General features: G+C 50.0%; 19 protein-coding genes. 6 read left to right on the forward strand and 13 right to left on the reverse strand.

What is annotated here, in order from left to right; genetic code table 11:
* Positions 1-891 (forward strand): phosphoribosyltransferase (locus L4C36_RS10995; RefSeq protein ID WP_428477844.1); only part of this gene is annotated, 891 nt, incomplete at its 5' end.
* A 168-nt stretch (positions 892-1,059) separates the two neighbouring features.
* On the opposite strand, the gene L4C36_RS11000 is transcribed toward L4C36_RS10995, so the two are convergent.
* Positions 1,060-1,485: a hypothetical protein gene (locus L4C36_RS11000; RefSeq protein WP_428477845.1), complete on the reverse strand. Its 426-nt coding sequence runs from the start codon at positions 1,483-1,485 to the stop codon at positions 1,060-1,062.
* 614 nt (positions 1,486-2,099) lie between these two features.
* Here L4C36_RS11000 and L4C36_RS11005 point away from each other — a divergent pair.
* From L4C36_RS11005 to L4C36_RS11020, 4 genes are read left to right on the forward strand one after another with little or no spacing between them, the layout of a single operon-like run.
* A complete protein-coding gene (locus L4C36_RS11005; protein ID WP_428477846.1) occupies positions 2,100-3,596 on the forward strand; it encodes a TolC family protein in 1,497 nt (498 codons plus the stop codon).
* On the forward strand, positions 3,593-4,585 hold the full coding sequence (locus tag L4C36_RS11010) for an HlyD family secretion protein (RefSeq protein ID WP_428477847.1): 993 nt from the start codon (positions 3,593-3,595) through the stop codon (positions 4,583-4,585). The genes L4C36_RS11005 and L4C36_RS11010 overlap by 4 nt, the downstream gene beginning before the upstream one ends.
* Complete coding sequence (locus L4C36_RS11015; protein ID WP_428477848.1) at positions 4,582-5,910, forward strand: ABC transporter permease; 1,329 nt, start codon at positions 4,582-4,584, stop codon at positions 5,908-5,910. The genes L4C36_RS11010 and L4C36_RS11015 overlap by 4 nt, the downstream gene beginning before the upstream one ends.
* On the forward strand, positions 5,907-7,067 hold the full coding sequence (locus L4C36_RS11020) for an ABC transporter permease (protein WP_428477849.1): 1,161 nt from the start codon (positions 5,907-5,909) through the stop codon (positions 7,065-7,067). Before L4C36_RS11015 ends, L4C36_RS11020 begins: the two co-directional genes overlap by 4 nt.
* Before the next feature lie 123 nt (positions 7,068-7,190).
* On the opposite strand, the gene exaC is transcribed toward L4C36_RS11020, so the two are convergent.
* Complete coding sequence (exaC, locus tag L4C36_RS11025) at positions 7,191-8,711, reverse strand: acetaldehyde dehydrogenase ExaC (protein WP_428477850.1); 1,521 nt, start codon at positions 8,709-8,711, stop codon at positions 7,191-7,193.
* 255 nt (positions 8,712-8,966) lie between these two features.
* Between exaC and L4C36_RS11030 the strand changes: the two genes are divergently transcribed.
* Entirely contained in the window at positions 8,967-9,872 is a 906-nt protein-coding gene (locus L4C36_RS11030) for an AraC family transcriptional regulator (RefSeq protein ID WP_428477851.1), read from the forward strand.
* A 68-nt stretch (positions 9,873-9,940) separates the two neighbouring features.
* Here L4C36_RS11030 and L4C36_RS11035 read toward each other — a convergent pair whose 3' ends face one another.
* The 11 genes from L4C36_RS11035 to L4C36_RS11085 all read right to left on the reverse strand — a co-directional run bounded on the left by L4C36_RS11035 (position 9,941) and on the right by L4C36_RS11085 (position 22,214).
* Positions 9,941-10,420 carry a CreA family protein gene (locus L4C36_RS11035; RefSeq protein ID WP_428477852.1) on the reverse strand — a complete coding sequence of 160 codons (480 nt, stop codon included), beginning with the start codon at positions 10,418-10,420 and terminating at the stop codon, positions 9,941-9,943.
* Between the two features lie 82 nt (positions 10,421-10,502).
* Entirely contained in the window at positions 10,503-11,591 is a 1,089-nt protein-coding gene (locus tag L4C36_RS11040; RefSeq protein ID WP_428477853.1) for a hypothetical protein, read from the reverse strand.
* A 66-nt stretch (positions 11,592-11,657) separates the two neighbouring features.
* On the reverse strand, positions 11,658-12,110 hold the full coding sequence (locus tag L4C36_RS11045) for an META domain-containing protein (protein WP_428477854.1): 453 nt from the start codon (positions 12,108-12,110) through the stop codon (positions 11,658-11,660).
* Between the two features lie 144 nt (positions 12,111-12,254).
* Entirely contained in the window at positions 12,255-12,602 is a 348-nt protein-coding gene (locus tag L4C36_RS11050) for a hypothetical protein (protein WP_428477855.1), read from the reverse strand.
* A 56-nt stretch (positions 12,603-12,658) separates the two neighbouring features.
* Entirely contained in the window at positions 12,659-12,964 is a 306-nt protein-coding gene (locus L4C36_RS11055; RefSeq protein ID WP_428477856.1) for a DUF1289 domain-containing protein, read from the reverse strand.
* A gap of 94 nt (positions 12,965-13,058) precedes the next feature.
* A complete protein-coding gene (locus L4C36_RS11060; protein WP_428477857.1) occupies positions 13,059-15,200 on the reverse strand; it encodes an ATP-binding cassette domain-containing protein in 2,142 nt (713 codons plus the stop codon).
* Complete coding sequence (locus L4C36_RS11065; protein WP_428477858.1) at positions 15,197-16,819, reverse strand: ATP-binding cassette domain-containing protein; 1,623 nt, start codon at positions 16,817-16,819, stop codon at positions 15,197-15,199. The genes L4C36_RS11060 and L4C36_RS11065 overlap by 4 nt, the downstream gene beginning before the upstream one ends.
* 12 nt (positions 16,820-16,831) lie before the next feature.
* A complete protein-coding gene (locus tag L4C36_RS11070) occupies positions 16,832-18,193 on the reverse strand; it encodes a TolC family protein (protein ID WP_428477859.1) in 1,362 nt (453 codons plus the stop codon).
* A 46-nt stretch (positions 18,194-18,239) separates the two neighbouring features.
* A complete protein-coding gene (locus L4C36_RS11075) occupies positions 18,240-20,498 on the reverse strand; it encodes an ATP-binding response regulator (protein WP_428477860.1) in 2,259 nt (752 codons plus the stop codon).
* A 16-nt stretch (positions 20,499-20,514) separates the two neighbouring features.
* Positions 20,515-21,852: an HlyD family type I secretion periplasmic adaptor subunit gene (locus L4C36_RS11080; RefSeq protein ID WP_428477861.1), complete on the reverse strand. Its 1,338-nt coding sequence runs from the start codon at positions 21,850-21,852 to the stop codon at positions 20,515-20,517.
* Positions 21,853-21,881: 29 nt separating this feature from the next.
* Positions 21,882-22,214: an Hpt domain-containing protein gene (locus L4C36_RS11085; RefSeq protein ID WP_428477862.1), complete on the reverse strand. Its 333-nt coding sequence runs from the start codon at positions 22,212-22,214 to the stop codon at positions 21,882-21,884.
* Positions 22,215-22,378: the final 164 nt, after the last annotated feature.

Raw genomic sequence — 22,378 nt, forward strand, 5'->3', positions numbered from 1 at the left:
CTGTATAATGATAAAGAATTACACATATATTCATTTTTTGATGGGCATATGTATGTTGATAATATTGAGAATGGAAACCGGATTAATGCTATGGCTACTGAAAACCGTTCAGTTAGCGATGGATTAATATTCCTAAATGCTTCATCATTTCAAATTAACAAGAACATTACTAAAGACAACCTGACTAAAACTCGTTGTCGAGACTTGAAAAGCAGAAAAAAGCTTAAAGAACTCTCTGAAATTGAGTTTCAAGCAGCGGAAGATTATTGCTTAAAACACAATCTTCATTTTGGTTATTTAAACTCTACCGATGAAAATGGTGAATTTGTAAGTAAGCGGTTCTCTGATGTTACGTTTTTGAATAGCTATTTATTACCTCAAAACAATGAGTTAAGAGATAAATACAGAGCCCAATTTAATTTCGACCTAAAACCTTCAAACCTGAGAGATCGTCACCTTGATATTGGTCGTCTAATTGAAAACGCTTTCCACTCTAAGGTAAATATTAGTAAAGAGAACTACCAAGTAATTTCTATGGATAGGTCTGGTAACTTCATAGCAAATGGCTTTGTCCATAACTTCGATGGTCAATACTCAACATATCACCAAGATTGTAGTGGCATCGATTTGATTTCCATGGATAAGGATGTTGTTATCATCGACTCAGTTATTGATACTGGTGCAACGATTGAAGACATTGTTGGGAAAATGCCAAGTAATTACAACAAACATATTCACGTTATCTGTCTATGTATCAATATCAAATCACTTTCTAAACTGAAAACTTTATGCGGCAAAATTACTTTCCATTGTTTAGGCTTTTCTAACAAGGAAGACCGACCAACTGGAAGAAAAGATATGGGAGCTCGTCTCTATGGTACTATGAACTAAATACATTACTTTCTTAATGTTAGTGTGCTCTGATCCCGCTTACACGATCTCGTCATGGCTAGCCACAAGCGAATAGGTAAGGTCGAGTATGGGATATGACATGTTATCCGCGCAGATCTGACGCTCACAATACACTGTGAGCGTCAGGTTCAGAATGTCAGCGCGTGCTTACATCACACATTCTTTAGCGGCTTGTGCCTTTTCAACGCCCTGTTCGATCAAGGTTTTGGTTTCTGGGTTACCGATGGCTTCCATCACTTTCGCCATCATCTTTTCTGCGGTCGATTCAGACGACACATCTACCAAACACTTGTACGCGTTGGCGATGTGGTCTTGCGCGTCAATCAACATGTCAGGATCGCTGAAATCCGCATTCAGGGCCTCATCAACCGCTTCCACCAGTGCTTGTGCTGATTTTGATGCATCGCCCAGTGTATCCAGTTTCAGTTCGCTTAAATCGACCGAATCCATTTTTTCTTGCATCGTGTCTACCGCGCTGTTCGCGGCATCTTGTGCTTTATCAATCGCTTGGTTGGCTTCTTCACAACCGGTCAATGCTGCTACCAGCATCAGTAATGAGAGGGTCTTTTTCATCATTCTTCTTTTCTACAGCCGATAAGGAATGGCGGGGCAGGTCACTACGTGAGCAATGTCTGTATCACCCTCGTTCGGCTCACCCCCACCTGTTGCGGTGGCATTATCATGCCGTACCGCGAATAGTCGCTATGCTATTTCACTCTTATTCATCACACAATCAGTAAAATGTAACTTATTGGCAAAAGTGCATAGTTGTTCTCGATCGCTCATCGGGTTTTCACGCTCGTCAGGCGTTCTGAGGGGAAAATGTTTTGAGTACGATGGATTCGTCGCTATGTATGTGATCAGCTTCACACTTATTATACCGTCGCTTGTTCTGTATATGTGTGCTTGTTACGCTTCGTCCTGTAATGATTCTCCGCAACAAGGACGTTGCACTACTTTTCTTTTATTTTCTTAGCGGCGGGCTGATAACAGCCCGCTTTTTTTACGTTTTTATACCCGTCTCCATACTGCCCACAGATTTCCCCTTAAAATGCCCATAAATCCTTTCGTACTCACAGTTTTTTATTTCATGAGTTAGGATTATTTTAGCTTGTATGTTGAGTTTTAGAGTTAATACTCTAGAATTGGGCTATCTGGCCAATACCTCATGGCTTAAAGGGTTCATAATGAAAATAAAACCAGTCGCAGCACTCATAGGCTGCATGATGATATGGGCGCCGCTCGTCAGCCACGCGGCGACGATGTCTATGTCTTCCCCTGTGCATGATCCTGCGCCTTCCCCTGTATTGAGCTCTGATGCTGCGGTGACCGCGGCCAGCCATCCCGTGAGTTTTGTTGATGCCTGGCAAGCCGTGGTGACCGGTAACGATGGCCTCGCCGCAGATCGTGCCAATGTGGATCGTTACCGCCATATGCAAGATGCCGCCAGCGATCTCTACCTGCCGAACATCAGCGCCACCGCCAAATACACCCGTTTTGATCAAGCGGTGGAAGTGAAACCGACCGATTTGATTGAGAGCATGCCCGCTGGCGATGCTATTGCCAATTTGGCGGCCGCATTAGGGGTTAATGGCTCCAACCTTGATGCGCTGTTTACCTCGCAACTGACCGACCGCGATGTGTTCACCAGTTCTATTCGTGCTATTTGGCCGATTTTTACCGGTGGCCGTATTAATGCGGTGCAAGATATTGCGCAAGGCCAAACCGAAGAAGCCCAGTACCAGCTCGCCATGAAGCAGCAGGGCACCTTTGAAGATCTCGCTAAATTTTATTTCGGTGTGGCGTTAACCCAGAAAGTGCTTGATACCCGTATTGAGGTGGAGCAAGGCTTGAAGAAACATTTCCACCATGCGCAGCAATTAGAGCAGCAAGGGCAAATTGCCAAAGTGGAACGCTTGCAAGCGCAAGTCGCTTACGATAAAGCCCGCGTTGAACGCCAAAAAGCCCAGCGTGAAATGGAAATTGCCCAAGTGGCACTGACCAAGCTGTTGCAGCTGGATACCCCAGCAGTGCCGTCAACCGCGTTATTCATTAACCCGTCGTTGCCACCGATGAGCGCCTTCATTGACAAGACGCTGGTGGATTACCCAGGCTTGCACATTCTTGATGCCAAGAAGAAACAAGCCTCCGGCATGATGACGGCCGAGAAAGGCAAATATTACCCAGAGGTGTACCTGTACGGTAACTATAGCCTGCACGAAGATGACACCTTAGCGGCGAAAACTGCGCCAGATTGGGCGGTGGGCGTGGGGGTGAACATTCCACTACTGGATAACTCGGGCCGTTCGGGCAAGGTAAAAGCCGCGCACAGTGCGATGAAGCAGGTCGATTATTTGCGTGCACAGGCGGAGCAAGATCTGACGGTATTGGTGGAAAAAACCTACCGTGAAGCGATGCAGGCACTGGAAGAGTACAACGGTCTGGCGTCGAGCTTGTCGTTGGCCAGTGAAAATGTCTTATTGCGCGAAAAAGCGTTCAACCAAGGCTTGTCGACCTCGTTAGATGTGGTCGATGCCGAGCTGTATCTGGCGAGCGTGAAAACACAACGCGTGGTTGCCGCTTATCAATATGTGATCTCCCTGACGCGCTTGTTGGCCATCAGTGGCGAAATTAATCAGTTCCATCACTATCAGCAATTCCAAGGTATAGAGGTACAGTCATGAGTCAGTTAACGTCAAAAGCCGCTAAGTTAGCCGTTATTGTGCCTGTCGCCGTGGTGGGGTGGTTGGGTTATCACTTCTGGCAGGCGTACCAGCCAGAGCCCGTGCGTTTGCAGGGACAAATTGACGCGCAGCAATACAGCGTGTCGTCGAAAGTGTCGGGACGGATTGATCAGGTATGGGTACGTAAAGGCGATCAGGTTGAAAAAGGCGATTTGATTTTCTCGCTACTGAGCCCGGAAATTGATGCCAAGTTAGAGCAGGCTAAAGCCGGTGAACAAGCGGCGGATGCGTTAGCGGAACAAGCTGAGAAAGGCGCGCGCAGTCAGGAAATTGCGGCGGCACATGATCAGTGGCAAAAAGCCAAGGCGGCGGCACGTTTAATGAATAAAACCTATAAGCGCGTCGATAACCTGTATAAAGACGGTGTGATGGCTGAGCAAAAACGCGATGAAGCCTTTACCCAGTGGCAAGCGGCACAGTACACCGAACAAGCGGCGTATCAGATGTATGCGATGGCTAAAGAAGGGGCACGGGTAGAAACCAAACGTGCCGCGCAAGAGAAAGCCCGTATGGCGGCCGGTGCCGTGGCAGAAGTGGAAGCGTACGCCGCGGATACTAAAATTGTGAGCTGGTTTGAGGGTGAAGTGTCACAGGTGTTGTTGCATGCGGGCGAATTAGCACCGCAAGGCTTCCCGGTGGTGAGCGTGATGGACATGAATGACGCGTGGGCGGTGTTCAATGTGCGTGAAGATGCGCTGAAAAGCTACTCAGTGGGCACCACGTTTAATGCCGTGATCCCGGCGTTGGGTGAGGCGGAACATGCCTTTACCGTGACCCATGTGGCCGTGATGGGCGACTTTGCTACGTGGCGCACGACCGATCCGGCGCAAGGGTTTGACATGCGTACCTTTGAAGTGGAAGCGCACCCGGTTGAGCCGATTGCCGGTTTGCGTGTGGGCATGAGTGTGTTGGTTGAGTCTGCACAATGAGTCAGACGCCCATACGAGAGTCATTGCCTGAGCCGGACTCAAGCCCTGCCGCTTCACACGCCGCGCTGACGCGGGGTGTGTGGGGCAACGCATGGCGGGAATGGCGGTTACTGTGGCGAGATCGCTGGATAGCCGCCATGGTGTCGTGGTTGCCGATCCTGTTGTTTGTTTTGATGTGGGGCGTTTTCTCGGCGGGGATCGCCCGCGACTTACCGATTGGGGTGGTCGATTTGGATCACAGCGCCCTGTCGCGGCAGTTAGCGCGTGATTATGATGCCAGCCCGACATTGGCGGTGACCGCGTCTTATGCATCGGTGGCACAGGGCAGTGACGCGCTGCGTGGCGGGGACATTTACGCGCTGGTGGTGATCCCGACACAACTGGAAACGCAGACCTTGCGCGGGATGGCACCGACGGTGACAGCGTTTTATAACAGCCAATTTGTGTTGATTGGGAAACTGATCAATTCCGCGGTACAGCAAGCGCAAGGGACGCTCAACGCGAAGATCAATACCTTGCAAAACATGGCATCTGGTGTGGATGTGCCGCTGCAAGCCCTTGGCCAAGCGGTGCCGGTGCAATCGCAAATTACCCCGCTGTATAACAGTAACAGCCATTACGGCCAGTTTCTGGTGCCTGTGGCGATCCCGGCCATTTGGCAAATTGCCATTGTGATCACCACCATTTTGGCGCTCTCGGCAGAACAACGTCGTGGTCATGGCGTGGGCACAACGGGAGGCAAGAGTGGGATCCGTGGCATCACGGAATGGCTAGGCTGTACGCCGGTCCGTGCGCTGGTGGGGAAACTGCTGCCGTATACCGGCCTGTTCATGTTGCAAGGCGCGCTCTTTTTGTGGGCCTTGTATGTGTGGCTGGGCTGGCCGATGCACGGTCACTGGGGCATCTTGTTACTGGCGCAGTGCTTGATGGTACTGGCGTGTCAGGGCGTGGCGTGTTTACTGTTCCTGTTCCCGTTAGATGCCACCAAAGCCATGAGCTTTGCGGCGGGCTTAACCGCGCCAGCGTTTGCCTTTGTCGGGGTCACATTTCCTGCGACAGACATGCCGGACTTTGCGCTGTTCTGGCGTGCCTTGTTACCTGCCACGCACTATGTGGATGTGCAACTCCATCAGGTGAACCATGGTCAGGATTGGTCTCAAGCCTTGCCACAATTGGCCGCTTTGTTGGTGTTTGGCGTTACTTTGATCATTGCGATGTACCGCGTGAAGCAACTGGCACACGATAACGGGCCAGCACAAGGCCTTGCAAAAGGTCAGACAGAAGAACAAGAGAACAGCCCAACCCCGAAGGAGAATAATGCATGACATGGGGAACCTTGTGGCGTGATGAATTACGCGCGATTTTCACCAACACCTCGCTGTTATTTACCGTGTTTGGTGGGGTCCTGATTTACTCCTTTCTTTACCCCATGCCGTACTTGCATCAATTGCCGCGTGAGCAAGCTATTGTGGTGGTCAATCTGGATCATTCCACATTGAGCCGTGATTTGGTGCGCATGGTGGATGCGACACCGCAAGTGCGCGTGGCCCAACAGGCGGGCAGTTTAACAGCGGCCAAAGCACTGATCACCGCAGGGCAGGTAGAGGGCTTGTTGCTGATCCCTGAGCATTTCAACCGTGATGTGTTGTTGGGTAAAAGCCCGACCTTGGCCTATGCCGGTGACGCGGCGTATTTCTTGGTATACGGCACCATTGTGGAAGGCTTGGCGAGTGCAGGCGGTACCTTGGGCGCACAGATCAAAGTGGCGCGGATGGTGATGTCGGGTGACAGCATGGTGCTGGCGGCGGATCAATACACGCCGATAAAGCTGAATGCGCAGCCGGTGTTCAACCCGACCATGGGTTACGTGAATTATGTGGTACCGGCGGTGTTTGTGCTGATCTTGCATCAAACCTTGTTAATCGCGGTAGCGTTGCTGGGGGGCGGGCAAAATACCAGCCGCTTGGCGGGAGAAACGGGGTATTGGTTGCAGCAACCCGCATGGCGAGTGTGGCTGGTGCGCACCACTATTTTTGCCCTGATGTACGTGCCGTTGGTGATGTATTACTTTGGCTTTAGCTTTACGTACTACCAGATCAGCCGGTTAGCGACGATCCCGGATTTGCTGTTTGTCACCGTGCCGTTTTTACTGGCGGTGATTAGCTTGGGGATGATTCTGGGTCAGCTGATCACGCGCCGTGAACTGGCGACCGTGGTGGTGTTGCTTAGCTCGTTGCCGTTGGTGTTTTCTGTCGGCTTTATCTGGCCGGTGGAAGCGCTACCGACAGCGATTTATGCGCTGTCGCAATTGGCACCGTCGACCCCTGCGATTAACGCCTTTTTGCGTTTGAACCAGATGGGAGCGGATCTGTCGCAAGTGATGGACTATGTTGGTTTGCTTTGGCTGCAAGCGGTGGGTTACGGCTTGATAGCGTATTGGCTCATGGCGAGACAGACGATTCACCATCCCAAAACCGTGTAAGAAAAAGCGCCATCAGGCGGAAACCTGATGGCGCTTTTTGTTGAGTGTTTAGCTTCGCCTAGTGAGTTTGATTTTGCCGAGTTAGCGAGGCTCGATTAGCTGGCTGAGCTGAGCAGGGGCGCGTTAAAAGAAACCCAGCGCATCATCACTGTAACTGACCAAGAGGTTCTTGGTTTGCTGGTAGTGATCCAACATCATCTTATGGGTCTCACGCCCCACGCCGGATTTTTTATACCCCCCAAAGGCCGCGTGTGCCGGATATTGGTGGTAGCAGTTAGTCCAAATGCGCCCCGCTTCAATCGCTCGCCCCATGCGATAGGCCAAATTCATGTCTCGTGTCCACACCCCCGCACCTAACCCAAACTCCGTATCGTTGGCAATCGCCACGGCTTCTGCTTCGTCTTTGAACGTCGTTACTGCGACGACAGGGCCAAATATTTCTTCTTGGAAAACGCGCATGCCGTTGTGGCCTTTAAGCAGGGTGGGCTGAATATAATAGCCCGCTTCTGGCGAGCCGTTCCCCACATCCACGCCGCCGCCAATTAACACTTCTGCGCCTTCTTCTCGGCCGATTTTTAAGTAATCCAAAATCTTATTGAATTGCTGCTCTGATGCCTGCGCCCCCACCATGGTGTCGGTATCCAGCGGGTTGCCACGTTGAATTTGCTCGATGCGACCAATCACACGGGCAATGAAGGCATCGTAAATGACTTCTTGGATCAATAAGCGCGAGGGACAGGTACACACTTCCCCTTGGTTGAAGAAAGCCAGCACCGCGCCTTCCACACATTTGTCGATGTAGGCTTCGTCGTGATCCATCACATCCGAGAAGTAAATGTTCGGGGATTTCCCGCCCAGCTCGACGGTGGAAGGAATGATGTTCTCAGCGGCGGCTTGCAAAATTTTCGCGCCAGTTGGCGTCGAGCCGGTAAAGGCAATTTTGGCAATACGGGTGCTGGTGGCCAAGGCTTGTCCTGCTTCTGCCCCTAACCCATTTACCACATTGAGCACGCCCGGTGGTAGTAAATCACCGATCACTTCCACCAGTTTGAGGATAGACGCGGGGGTTTGCTCCGCCGGTTTTAAGATCACGCAGTTACCTGCGACCAGTGCCGGTGCTAACTTCCATGCCGCCATTAAGAGCGGGAAGTTCCACGGGATAATTTGGCCAACCACACCCAGCGGTTCATGGAAATGGTAAGCGACCGTGTGCTGATCTATTTCCCCAATCGAGCCTTCCTGCGCACGGATACACCCCGCGTAGTAACGAAAATGGTCGACGCAGAGGGGCAAATCGGCGGCCAGTGTTTCACGTACCGCTTTGCCGTTATCCCACGTTTCGGCCACGGCCAGCATGGCCAGATTGGCCTCAATGCGGTCAGCGATTTTCAGCATCAGATTCGAGCGTTCAGTGACCGACGTTTTGGCCCAAGCCGCTTTGGCGTTGTGCGCGGCGTCTAACGCCATATCGATGTCTTTGGCGCAAGAACGCGGGATTTCACAAATCACTTCCCCATTGACCGGGCTGATATTGTTGAAGTACTGGCCTTCAATGGGGGCGATCCAAGCACCGTTGATGTAGTTACCGTAACGGCTGTTGAATTCGACAATGCTACCTTCCTGACCGGGACATGCGTAAATCATCGTTTCTTTCTCCTTGCTCGACGTATTGGATAAGCGAACCGCGCACGGTGTGCCTATAAACCGCGTTGTCTTTCGACGTATTGTTATAAAAAGAGGGCTTACTGACGCTGCTGTTTCTGTGTTGTTTGTGTTGCGTGGTGTAAATGTAGTGTTAATTTTGTGGGCGTTCTTTCATCTGTGTACAGAATGTTTGACTGAGCGTACAGAATTTCCCAGTATGGAGAGATGCGTAATTAACAAGTGGTTAACAGCACGATGACGACATTGCTATCCGGTTTACCGAAAACCTTGGTGGAACACCGTACTGCCGTGACAGGGGAGCAGGCGCAGGTCTGCCGCTATGATACGTATTTGCCAGAAGACGCGGTGAGGTTCTCTGTGAGTGAGTTGACGGTGTGTGCCATGCTGACGGGTACCAAAGTCATGCACCACGGTGACAGTGCGCAGGCGCGGGTGTTTCAACCGGGCGAGTCCTTCGTGTTGGCGGGCGGGGAGTCAGTGAAAATTGATTTTCCGGATGCCCGTTTAGCCCAGCCAACACAATGTTTAACGGTGGAGATTGCGCGGGAAAAAGTCCAACAGGTTGCGCAGCAGCTTTGCATGCAGGATGTGACCCACGCGTATGCGAGTGAATATTTGCCCGCCACCTTGCATACGGCTAATGCCCCGCAAACCCAGGCGTTAATTGCGAAAATGAGCCTGATTTTCGATGAGCATGTGCGTGATCAAATGCTGATGGCTGATCTTACGGTTACCGAATTGGTGTTGCGTTTATTGCGGCAAAATACCGCGCAGTTTGTCTTGCGTCACAGTCAGGCGCAACCGGATGCCAATGGCGTAAATGCCGCTATTGCCTTGATCCGCGAAAACATCACCCAATCGATAGAGATAGAAGCGTTGTGTAAAGCGGCGTGCATGAGCCGAACCAATTTGTATCAGAAATTCAAACAGCTGCTCGATTGCACACCCGCGGAATTTATCATCAATACCAAATTAGACGCAGCCACGCGGTTATTTGCCGAAGGCCGCACGATCACGGATGTGAGTTATACGCTCGGTTTTCGTCACCCAAGCCATTTTACCCGTCGATTTAAGCAGAAGTTTGGGGTGAGTCCGCGTCAGTATGTGCAGGCGACGTCGGTCGGGGAGCGGTTGCGATAAGGGCAGAATAGCGCGTCATTCATCGCCTTGTGAGAGAAGGCGATGAATGGACGAGCAAGCAGCGGGGATTATTTCTGTTCGGGCGCTGGCATAGTATAGGCTTTGGTGCCCCACAATGGCACGGTCGACAAGCTGTGCTTGAAGCTGCCTTCGGTTTCTTTGGTAGTGTATGACAAATAAAGCAGCGTCTGATCTTTTGGATCGTAAATACGTCGTACTTTCATGCTTTTGAAGAAGATGCTTTTTGATTGCTTGAAGACCACTTCCCCTGACGCACTTTTGTCGATTTTCGCAATCATGTCGGGGGTGATGTCACCGGTTTGGCGACAAGAAATCGAGCTGTCGCTAGGATCAGACAGGCTCAAATTCGCTTCAATGGAAGCAATGTGACAGGTCACGCCGGTGACTTCTTCATCTTGCAGTGATGAAATTTTGATGTCTTTAAGCGTAAACATACCTAATGATACGTCACCCACTTCGTTGTCTGAACACCCGGTGAGCAGGGTGGTAGCGGCGAGTGCGCCGGCCAGTAATAACGTTGATTTCATTCTTTTTCTCCCTGATTTTCCATCATGATAACAGTAATCCTACATATTGAGGTAGTGGGGTTATCGTGCCTGATGGGGTCCGTTAATCGTTGTCTTTTTCCGTGGTGCTTTTGTTCGTCGTGTTTTTTTCCGTCGCCGCTTTGTTCGCCTGTTGCTGCGTCAGTTGCCATAACTGCTCGGCGCGCGATCCAATGAACCAGAAACTGAGGGCCAATAAGGCAAAAAACACGGTTTTATGCAGGCTGTCCCAGAAGTATTCAAAAAAGCGCGTGTACAAGTTAAGCAGCAAAAAGATCATACCGAAGCTGCGGGCGACCGTATCATCCTGACGAATACCGTAGCCAATCGCCCCGAGGCAGATCACCCCTGACAGTACTGCCCAATGGATAAAATTGAACTGTGAGACGTTCGCCCACGCGGCGGCGCTGGTGTAGTTGCCGATGATGGAAATTAACCATAGCGCACTTAATAGGTATAACCAACCCATAAAGCGGGTCGCGTCTTTTAAGTAGAGCGGCAGCGCATGGCGCGTGGTGGCACCTAATACGAGTGCGCCGATAATGGCCAAACGCCAAGCCATGTTCAGGCCCAGAAAGTACCCGTTGGGATCGGCCCAGAAATCGGTCAGCTCAATGCCCCAACCTGCCAGACTGAGCAGGGCAAATAACCAGATCAGTAAGCTATTTAGGCGTAAGCCGACCGCCCCGTAGACGAGCATCAGTAAGCCTAAAAAGAAGGAGAGATGGAAGCCATCAAACCACGCGGTTTCACGCAAGAAACCGATGGAGACCGCGCTCATAAGCACGCCGAAGAAATATACCGCTTCATTGCTAAAGCGTTTTTCTGGGTGTTTGAGGCGGCGCTTGGCCCCGAAATAATAGGCGAGGGCAGCAATACCTGCACTGATCACGGCTAAGACGCTGGCTGGCGTATCAATCAGTTTTGCCAGCAGTTGCATCAAGTAATCATCAGCCAACAGCACGCCGACAGAGATCACGCAGCAAGTAATGGCAATCCAGAAGGAATAGACAGCCAGCAGTTTCCAATCAAACCCGACCACCACGACACTGTCGCGCAGGGATTGGGCGTTGTCGTGACTGAGCAATTGTTGCTTCTCCCAGTCATCAATAGCGTGATAGACGGTTTTTGCTTGGCGTTTGGTGATTTTCATGGCGGCATCTTTCTTAAACAAAATACGCAGCCAGAGGCTGCGTATTGGGAGAGCTTCTTTGCCTGATTAAGGCTGTTTTGGTGTGTCTTCGGCAATGGCTTCTGGCACAAAGGTCAGAATATGTTGCTCAGAGGTCAAGGTTAAGATGTTGTTTTCCAACGCTGCGTTGTTCCACACTTGCAACGATTGAGTCATCACTGATTCCACGGTCGCTTGATCGTCCTGAATACAGGCCATTTTGGTCGAGCCCATGTTGGTGACGCGGAACTTGTTTTTGTCTGCGACTTCGGCTTGGCCAAAGAAACGGTTACAGCCGCCAAAACCAGAGACTTTCAGATTGGCATCAATCGCCATGCCCGGCACGGTGCGCGGTTCGCTGATTGAAATGTCTTTACCGTCGACTTTGGTTAATACCCAGCTTTGCTGAATGTTTTTGGCGGAAAAGCCGGTGTTTGTCTCGGCCTCACAGCCGGTCAATAAGAGGGTTGCGGTGGATAATGCGATAAGCCACTTTTTCATGAATGTCACCTTAAACCGGTTAGGCATTGTTCGATATGTCAGCCTTGTCGAGGCTGGATTCTGGCTATAATAGTAGCACTTTGTAGGTGTTATCATAACCTTAACTTGTTTTTGGGGGCGGTTATGCGGGGGGCAGGACGGCCGTTACAACATACTGCGCCCAAAATAGTTAATTTCGCCTTTCTTTAGCTGGCGAACATTTTCTTCAGCAGGGTTCATCGACAGTAAGGCGGTGCGCGCTTCGCAATAGCTGCTGTTTTTATTGAAGGCACGGCGGCTCACATCAATGGCACGCTCGGCCAAACGGCGCACTTCCGGTTTGGTTTGGCTATCACTAAAAATCATTTGTTGCTGACTCAGGAGGACTTCCATGTCCTTCATGCATTTTCTTTCATCCGCAGCGGCGGCGGTGGCACTTGCGACAGGGAGGAAGCACGCAAGCCACAACGGCATCAGACGGGAAAGCACGCAACGCGAAGGACGAATTAACATGTAACAATCACTACTTCAGGTAAAAATGCGAACGAATGAATGGATAAAACAAGGCGTTATAATAATGGCAGTTTTTCTAAGCATTGGCGGCAGAGGCACGTGCCTGCGGCCAAGCCCGACGTATCGCGCTTGTCTAATTCAAAACACCAGCAGGTGCTGCGTCCGGCACTGATCTCACAAAAGGCCGGTTGACCGCATTGGCTGCATGTGTGGGTAGACGTCTGGCCACGAATCTCATCAATACGTTGTTGCTGCTGATCGTCAGACATCGCAGACCATGTGGTGAGCTCATGCAGGGTGCGGTGGCAGCCGCTGCAAATGCCGTTGTTATTTTTACATTTTCCAACGCAAGGGGTTTTCACGACAGGCTCCAGATAGGAACAATAAATACCATACGACAGGTACGGCACGGTAGAAAGCCGTACAGTACCACAGTCGTGTCATGCTGTCTTGACGTTAGCGGTTGAGGGTTTGAATCACCTTATCGGGGAAGCCAAAGTATTTCTGATTGCCATCAGGGTCGAGCAGCAAGCAATTGCTCGAGGCCGCAATGTAGGATGTATCGTTGGTGGTAAATATCACGGTGGCGTTGGCGAGCTTTTCCGTAAACAGTTTGTTGATGTATTTGACGTGTTCTTTTTCACAGCCAACAAACGGTTCATCAATGATGATGATGTCTTGATCAGGGCACCCTAGCCCAAGGGCGATGCGCAGGCGCTGTTGTACTCCATTGGGCAGTTGCGACACAAAGTCATTCGACATGGTGGTTTGCAGGCCTTCGGGTAGCCACGGGTGAAGGTCGAAGAAATCGATGAGTTCCTCCATTTGCGCAGGGGCAATCACACCGTCGTGAATAATAAAATTCGATGCGAGCGTGCCTTCAAAGATGTGCAATTCAAAAGGAATGTAATTAATGGCTTTGCGAAAACGGTAGTTATTGAACTGCTTAATGTTGTATCCATCAAACAGCACGTTGCCTTGATAGCGTTCTTCTAAGCCCGCCAGAATACTCAATAAGGTGGTTTTGCCCGAACCGGAAACGCCAGAGATCGAGATCTTATCGCCCGCTTGAGCAGAAAACGCCAAGTTTGTGAGCCCGACAGGCGAGCCTTGATAACGGTGCGTGAGGCCACTGACGGCCACCTTACCGTTAAATTGGCGAATCGGTGGGCTGCTTTCAATGCTGTGGCGGTCGTCATTGAGTGACATGAGGGCATTGATTTGTGCGCTGGCGGCTTTGATGGTTTTAAATTTCGTGATGGCGTTATAAATCCCCATAATGGGCCCTAAGGCTTTCCATACCAAAATAATGATCGCGAGCATGGCGCCTGCGTCAGTGGTGCCGGCCATGACCCCGAGTACGGCTGTCACAATACTGGCGGTGCCGATGGCTTGGATCAGGCCTTGTCCCATCGCTTGAATTTTCCCGTTGGTCATCGACACCCCTTGCGCATCCTCAAGGCTTTGATCGTGTGCCGCATGAAAACGTGAGCGGATCACCCGTAACAAGGGCAAGCCTTGAATACTGCTGATACTGCGCAGTAATTCATTCCATTGGTAAGACACCATGGCGTTGGCGCGTGAGCTTTTGGCGGTGGCTTGGGTGTAGATGTAACGGGAATACACACAGAACACGAGCATCAGCACGATGCCGCCTAACACGGTCAGCGCTGCCGTGCCGGATATCAGGGTGATGGCGACAATGAATATCACGATAAATGGCATATCAAAATAACTAAGGGTGGATTCCGCCGTGACCAATTTGCGCAGTTGATCAATGTCTTTCAGGCGGGCGAGCTGTGACGAGACCCCGGCGGACGATGTCATGGCGTAGGGAAGCCATAACAGTTTGCTGATCACATTCTGGGAAATATGGGTGGCCAAATCTTTGCCTGATGTCGCGAGTATGTTCATGCGCAGGTGTTTGAAGCCATATTCGGCTACCGCGAGAAAGAGCGCAAAACTGGTTAACCAGAATAGGGTGGTTTCGGAGCCAGATGTCAGGGCGAAACTGTAGACCCCCATAATGAAGAACGGTTGCATGGCCCCCAGCAGGTTGATGATGAAGCTGAGGATCATCAGACTTTTGATTTCGTTGTTATAGCGATAAAAGGCGTATTTGATCCAATTGGATTTATCTTGTGATTCAGGGGGCGGCTCGCGGAAAATTTTGGAGTATTCCGAGATCTCACACACGTAACAAGTATCGTCACTGAGCGGATGCTCAACCAGTACATTGTTGCGGTAATCAAACAGCTTGGCGTTGCCATCGTTGATGCCTAAAAAGATGGTACAGACATTATCAAATTCGACAAAAGCGGGGACGCTAATCGTACGGAGTTGATGCATGCTGGTAAGCGTGTGCTTTTTACACGTATAGTCGAGCCGTGTCAGGGTACTGGCAAAGCTGTCAATGTCGTGCGCTTCTGGCATGAAGGCATCGGATAAGATGGCCGGCGTGCCTTCCCATTGTAGGGTGATCAAGGTATAGGCGATCCCTAGCAAGCTTGGGGAGTCCTGATAACGTTGCTTAAAGGTCGCGGAACCGAAGTCGCCCAGTCTTTCTTCGGTATTGCTAAAATCAATCAATACACTCATGCGGCAACCTTCTTCTCAAATTTATGTGTCATCAAGCGGTTATCTAATTGCCCAAGCTGGTTACTGACGATGATGCAGATAAAGTTATTGGCTTTGGGGGCAATACACGCCAGTAAGAGTCGGCCAAATTGCGCGTCATACACCCGATCAATATCATCGATCATCAAGACCGATTTATTGCTTAACAGCGCGCGGACAATGAGCAGGGCAAACAAGACTTGGCGGGAAAAAGGCAGCTGGCTATGGCTGGAGAGTTTGGTGTAAAAACCGTTTTTGAGTCCGTCGATTTTATCTTTGATCGCCAAGTTCTCGCACAACGAAAACGCGGCACTATTCAGGTGCGGTTGAAAACACGTCAGGTTATCAATGATGCTACCTTCGACAAGTGAGGCGTTTTTATCGACCTTGATAATGCTGTTTCGCCAGGTTCGGTAATCAATGTGGTGATCGGGCTGACCGTTGATCTGAATAACATGATCGTCGGCATGGCTGTCGCGGGTGACACAGCGTAAAAGGTGGCTTTTCCCACTGCCACTTTGGCCGGTAAACAGGTGTATATGGCCTTTCGACAGGTCGTATTGTGCTTGTGGCGTGGTGACGGTGAGCGTATCAATCTGCACTTTTTGTTCAGACGCAGGCTGTTTGTTAGCTGTTTTCGCAGGCGTAGCTGACGAAGATGAAGACTGCAGCGCCAGTACTTCAGCTATGCGTTCGATATTAAGTTTATTGACCCGCCAACGACTCAGGGTGCGCATAACCTGCTGGTAAGGGGCAAAGTACCGGTTAGTCAGCAGGATCACGGCGGCCATTACCCCTTGGCTGATGGATAAATCAATCACGGATTGGGCGCAAAGTACAACAACAACGGCGACGGACAGTTGCTGGATAAGACTCAGGGTTAAATTGAACGAGGATTCTAAACGTTCATACGCAATGCTCTGGGTTTCACGTTCTCGGATCATTTCCACCATGACGCTTTCAATGCGGTATTCCATGGTGCGACTTTTGATGTCGAGTGGGTTGGCGACAATCTCGATAATTTTCGAGTTGGTTAAGCCTTCAATGTCGGCGCGTTGAGATAATACGTCGACCCGCTTTTGCGCCAAAAAATGGGCAGTGATCAGCAAAATACCGGAGGCCACGATCAGCGCCAACCCGGCCCAGGTATTAATAAGGAAGATGATCAAGACAGTGATAAGACTGGTGCCCGCGTTGATCATGGCTTTGATCGATTCCCCACCAAAGAACTGCTTAATGTCTGGAATGGCGGCGATGCGTTCCAGATATTCGCCCATTTCTCGCTGGTTAAACCGCTCGATATTCGCCGCACAAATGGCCAGAAACACGTTATTGGTCAACTGGCTTTCAAAGCGTTTCATGATGACGGAGACTAAATGCTCTTCTTGGCGTTTTAATTGATAGTCAAACACGATAGCCGTCAGGATGATGCCAAACAGCAGCATGAGCGACGGGGTTGATTGATTGGGTAAAATCCGGTCAAAAATAATTAAAATAGAAAAAGGTAACACCAAGCCCAGCAAGGTGGTCATCAGGGTAGAAAAGACTAAATACACTTTATCTAATCGGCTGATTTTTCGGGTGAATAAAGGATTTTTCATAATTCGCCCCTGTTACTGCGTGAGCACGTGTAGTGGGATAGGCGAGTCGGCGTTTTTATCACTCATGGGTGACATTTGCTCCGCAATCTTGCCAATCGTGTTTTTATTCAGGTTACCAATGAGTTCATTGAGTTGAACCAAGGCAATGATGTAGTCATAGCGGGCACTTTCATAATCCCGAATGCTACTAAACAGTTTGCTTTCCGCAGACAGTAAATCGGTAATGGTGCGGGTGCCGAGTTTGTGCGCCTTTTGAATGCCGATATAGGACGCGTAATTGGCCTGAATAATGGTGGTCAGGCTTTGCAATGAAGCAGAGAAATCGTTGATGTCATAAATGAAGGTATCAAATTGTTGCTGGCTACGTTGTTTGCTGTCTTGCAGGTCGATTTCACTTTGGGTGATGTTGACTTTGTTCTGTTGATAGCGGTAATAGTCGCGGCCACCATCGACCAGTGGAATATCGAGGGTGAGGGTATAAACGGTTTCCTCGGTGGTGCCGTTATCCGGAAAAAGGGTCGCGGTGGCCTCGTTGGAATTGTTGTAGGAATAGCCGATGCTGCCTTTGAGTGACGGCGCAAAGTCGGCGCCGGTTTCTTTTAACGTTTGTCGGCGTTGATTGACCGTTTGCTGGGCAATGCGCAGATCGAAACCGGAGCGGTAAAGAATGTCATTTAAGGTGCGTTGCCGGTCTGTCGATATTGCGTGAAATTGCAGGCTCGATTGTAAGTCGAAATCGGGCACGAGGCGTTGCTGCACAATATTTTCCAGTTGCGAGAGGATCACTCGGCGGTCTTTATTCAGCGTACGCAGGGTATTGGCGGTGCGTTCTTTTTGCGCGAGGACTTCGTAGCGTTCCGTTCCGGCGACATTCCCGAGCTCAATATTGCGATTAATCAGCGTTAAGCGGGAAACGGAGGAGTCAAACTCAGCTTGTGTTGCGCGAATTTTCGCCCCGTTTTTTAGGTATTCAAAGTAGGTGGTGGAGGCTTCACGAATAATCCGCTGCCGTGTTTGCTCTGTTTTGAGCGTTTCAATATCCACCCCAATATGGGCATTCCCCTGAGAATAGAGATCGCCCAGATCAAACAAGGTTTGAGACAGTGTGATATTGATGCCGTGATCGTTATAGCGGTTACTGACATCCCCACCTTGCTCTTTATGTGTGAGGCCGTCATTCCAGTTTGTATTGGCACTGACCCCCAGTGAGGGCAGAAACTTCGCGCGGTTCACATCCACATCATACTGTGAAGCGCGCAGCCCCGTTTCAGCGCTACTGAGCGTCAGGTTTTGAGCCAAGGCGGCATCGACAACGTGTAATAAGTCGGCCGCCAATACAGGGGCGGATAACGTACCGCTTACCCCGTACAGCACTCCAAAAATCAGCCCATAACCTGTGTGTTTGATGGGGTGACTGGACTTAACAGATTTTTTTAATGGCCATGTATTTTTTAATGACCTTGATAATCTCATCATTTTTGTACGGCTTACTGATGACATAGTCCATCCCTGCTTCAATACATAACTTGTGTTCACTGGCACTGGTGAGTGCGGTTGCGCCAATAATGGTGGCCGGTTGATGAATATCCTGTTCAATCTCCCGCTGGCGGATCAGTTTGGTGGCTTCGATCCCCCCCATGCCGGGCATGATGCAGTCCATAAAGACGATATCGGCCCCGTGTTCTTTCATGTAGTCCACGGCTTGTGAGCCATCGCTGACGGTGTGTGCGTCATACCCCTGTTTACTCAGCAGCTGCTTGAGTAGGAACTGCTGAACCCGGTCATCTTCGACGATCAAGAAAGTATTTTGGGTTTGCACATCCGCCACTTCCGTTGCCTGCATCGCGTCAGTCAGGTTGGGGATCAACTCATGGGGAATAAAGGGGGTATAGAAGACTTTGTCCACATACTGGTGCGTGTCCTGAACCGTACTGGATTCCGACGCGGCTAAGAATAGCTTGGTTTTGCCGGCTTTTTTCAGGCGTGAATGCAAGGTTTTACAGAAGGATTTGAGTTGAATCCCTTTGATAGTGTCAGTGATGATAACGGCATCAAAGCGTTGCATGGTCGGGAGCGCTTTGAAGATGTCATTGGCGGCACGCACAATTTGTACGGTGGCGCCATATTGCGTCAGCATGCGTGACATCAGATCAATTTGCAGCGGGGAGTCGGTGCAGATCATCACGTGTTTTTTCTCAAGCGTGCGGTCGATGCGGTAAAAACGCTTCGGTGTTATATCAATTTCAATGYGCAGTTTTTGCAGCCAAAGCGGTGTCTCTGCGGAATCTGCCTCTGTGTGACTGAGCTCAGCGTGTGACCATGTCGATTTAAAGCGATCAACATGAGATAAAATGGCTCTAGACCACTCGTCGTTGATACCACTTTTTTCATCAACGTGTTGCCAATGGGCACACTGAATCGCGGTCAAATCAAGGCGGTTGGTCGGTAAAAAGATCGCCTCAAAAATCAAACGGGTTTGTTCAACTTCATCGGCGGCTTCCGTGTAAATATTAAACAGGGTGTGGTTTTCATTTTGTGCGGAAATGGCGTTAGACAGCTGTAAAAATAACACCCAGAACAGGCTGGTGGAGTTGCCTTCAATCACCTCGGGCAAGTTATCGTCCAAATGGCAATCAAAGCGACGTTGGGTGTGTTGTGTTTTTGCGGTTAGGTGCACCACCAACTCAGACAGCAGCGGCAAAAATGCGACGTTACCGGTGGGGGCGTTGTTCCCCCCAGAGATAAGCCGATTATAGTTGTCAGCCAGATCAGAGAGGGTATTGGTGGCAAGGGTAATATCGCGTGCCATGACGGCGCCATTTTCTCCGGCATCTTGGGCGATAAGCCGCACGCCCCCTTGAATCGTATTGGTCATGCCGCGAATTTCGTAACCGATTAAGGCGTAAAGCTGACGGTAGAGATCGGCATGGCGTTTTTGAAATTCAACGTCTTGATAAATCGAGGCCAGATTAGCATAAATGCGGCGTTCTGCGGGCGATGTGCTGAGATCATTGAGCAGAGAGTGGATACGGTTAGCATCCATGTTTTCAAGCTGGGTCGCGAGGTGTTCAATGTCATTTTGGTTGGGATGCGCAGGGTGTCCGGTATTGCGCGTGCCTTTTTTACTTAGCCAGAATAACAATGCCATGATCCCGCCAAAAATGACAAAGACCGACATAATTTTCATCAACAGTTGCTGCTGTGCATGTTGATGTTGCGCAGTGAGGGTACGGATAAGGGCTTGGTGGGTGCGTTGCCCGTTTGAAAGGCTGGCTAACAAGGCTTGCTGAAAGGGCGCGATCTCTTGGGTGGCACTGAATCGGCTCAGGGCAACCTGCACCATTGGATAAGTCGGATCGCCGACTAAGCTGATGTGTGATTTTTCTTGTGACGCACTGTGTTGAAAATCCGTGATGGCCACTTTAAGCGCTGAGATTAAAGGCGCCATGGGATCTTGCGTTGTCTGACAATCGCTGGCGTGACAAGTGAGGGTCGCTTGCAACAGTTGCTCTGTGTGTGTCAGTACCGCTTGCGAACGCTGAACCATGTCAGCGTTGAGGGCCGTTTCATGGTTTTCCTGCAAACGGAGCCATTGCCCGCCAAGCCCAGCTTGTACCACCAGTGCGAACGCGATGCACCCCAGTGTGATACGGGTGAATGTCTTCCTTGATATTTTCACTGTACTTTTCACTGTACTACCTCTCATCAAAGGCGTCTTCCATTGCACTCATAACGGGTTTCAGTGCGTAGTCAATGGCATAACGGGAACCGGTTTTAATGTCTGCGGTAAATTCCATATAGGGTGACAGGGTGTACTGGGCGCCCGATTTTTCCAGAAAATCACGTTCAATCGCAATTTTCGCAATATAGAATTCTTCCTCTTCTTCTTGATAGGAAGAGCGGCTAATGGAGGCGATTTTTCCTGAAATGAAGCCATATTTTGCGAAGTTGTAGGTGTCGAATTTGAGCTTCACGTTCTGGCCCACTTCAATGAACCCCATGTCTTTTTTGGCAATCTTCGCCTCCCCATGCAGGGTGTTCTGCACCGGTGAAATGTCCACAAGGCTCTCATTGGGAGGGATCACCGCCGACTTAAAGTTGAAATGGACTTTATCGACAATGCCATCAACCGGCGAGTAGACCGTCAGGCGATCCACTTTGTCGGCATGCTGGGGAAGTTGCGCTTGTTTGAGCGAGCGATCTTTTTCCAGTTGATTGATTTGCGCTTGATAGCCCGCATTGCGGGTCGCAATCGTGTCGTTCCGTTGTGTGTCTAATCGGGCGGCCTGAAACGTTTCATTCATTACCGCTTCGTTGAGGTTTTCAATTTCTCTTAGCATGTTCGTTTCTTGAACCTGCATATTGAGCACGTCGATATATGACGCCATTTCTTCTTTGTAGAGCGTCTGCTTAATATTGAGCTGTTTGCGGATGAGTCCGAGCTGTTTTTGTGAGCTGCGAATCCGTTTTTTCATGGATTGAATCAGCTGCTGTTTATGCTCAATGTCGAGGGTGATCAGGGCAATGTTAGAGGTGTTTTTCTGAAACTCGGTCTGCCAGGCATCCGTGAATTGTGCGACTAAATCCGGATAATGGCTGTACGAGGAAAAATCCGGTGGGGTGCCGTCAATGAATGCTGTGTAGCGAGCGATATCCATTTCTAGGCTAACAATATCCAGCGTGGCTGAGGTAAATTGCGTGTTTCTATCGACGGATTTTAATCGGGCGATAGGCTGACCCGCGTAGACATAGTCACCGGCTTTGACCAGCATGGTATCGAGAATGCCGCCTTCGAGGTGCGGCACCCGTTCGACATCGGAATCAAGGAGCACTTCACCGCGGGATGACACGACAATATCGATTTGTGCCTGTGAAGCCAGCGCAATGAAAAGGAGTAGGGCAATAAATAAAAACAGTAGGGATTTGTGCACACTGGTCATGGCACTTTGAATATAAATCCCCTGTTCAAGCTCAGGATCTTGGGGGTGTTTGGCTTCTATCAATGCCTGTTTAATATGCTTTTCTATGCCCATCGCATTCACTCCTTAAGGCTATGTCTGTGTTAATTTGCGATTGGCAATGTCGCCACTTGATCGTTGATATTTTTGATCTCGTTATACATTTCCGTCATGACATTAGGGGCGGGTTTTTCGCCTCGCTTGCACAATACTTCAATGGCTTCGAGTTGTTGGGTAGCGGTTTCTTCACATAAAGTGAGGAGTACTCCTTTTAATGAATGCACCGTCATGAATAAGTCTTCGAGTGCATCGTTGGCATAAAGCGTTTTCATCTTTTCAACATCATCACCATGTTCGACGGTATAGAGTTCGATAAGCATCGATATCATGTCATCGTCACCTTCCATGGCGTCACTGAATGCGGCGAAGTTAATCATCGGTTTGGTCCTTTGTTTTAAATTCATGGTTCAGAAGCCGCTATGTCATCGCTATTTCGTAAACGGTGACATGCGAATCTCGGTGGGGTGAAACCCCTTTAGTAATATGTTTTTCACGCATAGCTTCCTAACGTTAAGGTATGGTTCAGTTATGACTGGAATAC

This window comes from Photobacterium japonica (genome assembly GCF_050337005.1).
GTDB classification, from domain to species: domain Bacteria; phylum Pseudomonadota; class Gammaproteobacteria; order Enterobacterales; family Vibrionaceae; genus Photobacterium; species Photobacterium japonica.

Coding starts and splice junctions, on each gene's coding strand:
- L4C36_RS11000 (WP_428477845.1), bottom strand. CDS start 1,485: ATGAAAAAGACCCTCTCATTACTGATGCTGGTAGCAGCATTGACCGGT.
- L4C36_RS11005 (WP_428477846.1), top strand. CDS start 2,100: ATGAAAATAAAACCAGTCGCAGCACTCATAGGCTGCATGATGATATGG.
- L4C36_RS11010 (WP_428477847.1), top strand. CDS start 3,593: ATGAGTCAGTTAACGTCAAAAGCCGCTAAGTTAGCCGTTATTGTGCCT.
- L4C36_RS11015 (WP_428477848.1), top strand. CDS start 4,582: ATGAGTCAGACGCCCATACGAGAGTCATTGCCTGAGCCGGACTCAAGC.
- L4C36_RS11020 (WP_428477849.1), top strand. CDS start 5,907: ATGACATGGGGAACCTTGTGGCGTGATGAATTACGCGCGATTTTCACC.
- exaC (WP_428477850.1), bottom strand. CDS start 8,711: ATGATTTACGCATGTCCCGGTCAGGAAGGTAGCATTGTCGAATTCAAC.
- L4C36_RS11030 (WP_428477851.1), top strand. CDS start 8,967: ATGACGACATTGCTATCCGGTTTACCGAAAACCTTGGTGGAACACCGT.
- L4C36_RS11035 (WP_428477852.1), bottom strand. CDS start 10,420: ATGAAATCAACGTTATTACTGGCCGGCGCACTCGCCGCTACCACCCTG.
- L4C36_RS11040 (WP_428477853.1), bottom strand. CDS start 11,591: ATGAAAATCACCAAACGCCAAGCAAAAACCGTCTATCACGCTATTGAT.
- L4C36_RS11045 (WP_428477854.1), bottom strand. CDS start 12,110: ATGAAAAAGTGGCTTATCGCATTATCCACCGCAACCCTCTTATTGACC.
- L4C36_RS11050 (WP_428477855.1), bottom strand. CDS start 12,602: ATGTTAATTCGTCCTTCGCGTTGCGTGCTTTCCCGTCTGATGCCGTTG.
- L4C36_RS11060 (WP_428477857.1), bottom strand. CDS start 15,200: ATGAGTGTATTGATTGATTTTAGCAATACCGAAGAAAGACTGGGCGAC.
- L4C36_RS11065 (WP_428477858.1), bottom strand. CDS start 16,819: ATGAAAAATCCTTTATTCACCCGAAAAATCAGCCGATTAGATAAAGTG.
- L4C36_RS11080 (WP_428477861.1), bottom strand. CDS start 21,852: ATGGGCATAGAAAAGCATATTAAACAGGCATTGATAGAAGCCAAACAC.
- L4C36_RS11085 (WP_428477862.1), bottom strand. CDS start 22,214: ATGATTAACTTCGCCGCATTCAGTGACGCCATGGAAGGTGACGATGAC.